The 717-nt window shown below is 73.1% G+C and carries 1 protein-coding gene; it reads left to right on the top strand.

Annotated features, from left to right (window positions below; all coding sequences use genetic code 11):
* Nucleotides 1-717 (top strand): P-type ATPase (locus tag ACFR9S_RS09105; protein ID WP_459077200.1); only part of this gene is annotated, 717 nt, incomplete at both ends.

The raw sequence follows: 717 nt of genomic DNA, 5'->3' as shown, positions 1-717 counted from the left end.
CGCCGACCGAGGCGCTGACGGAGGCGCTCTCCGGCCTCGGCTACGACGCCACGCCCCGCGAGGAGCGCGAGCCCGGCAGTTCGGTCGACACCGACGGCGGCATCGTCGACGGCGCGCTGGGCTACCGCTACGCCGCGGGGGTGGTGTTCGCCTCGTTCCTGCTGATCCCCTACGCCGTCGTGTTCTACCCCTCCCACCTCGCGGCGCTGCTGGGCTTCGCCGACCCGTTGGGCGGCGGTGCGAGCATCACGACGGTCGTGCCCGTCTTCCTCGTGTTGACGTTCGTCGTCATCGTCGTCACCGGCGCGCCCGTGCTCCGGGACGCCTACATCGCGATCGTGCTCCGGACGCCCAACACGGGGCTGCTCGTCACGCTGACCGCCGTCGCGGCGTACCTGTTCGGGATCGCGGGCTACTTCGCGGGGACGTTCGGCGCCTACTACGACCTCGCCGTCGTCGCGGTCGCGGGCGTCACCGGCGCGACGTTCTACGAGTCGCTCGCGAAGCGCAACGCCGCGAGCGCGCTGACCGACCTCACCGTCTCCCGCGTCGCGGACGCGACCCGCGAAACCGACGCCGGGACCGAGACCGTCCCGGTCGACGCGCTCGAACCGGGCGACCGCGTGCTCGTCCCCGAGGGCGAGCGCGTGCCCGTGGACGGCACGCTGGCCGAGGGCGAGTGTACCGTCGACGAGGCGGTCGTCACCGGCGAGTCGA

Source organism: Halolamina salina (assembly GCF_042678005.1).
Taxonomy (GTDB): domain Archaea; phylum Halobacteriota; class Halobacteria; order Halobacteriales; family Haloferacaceae; genus Halolamina; species Halolamina salina.
This window is presented reverse-complemented; position numbering and strand designations above follow the sequence as displayed.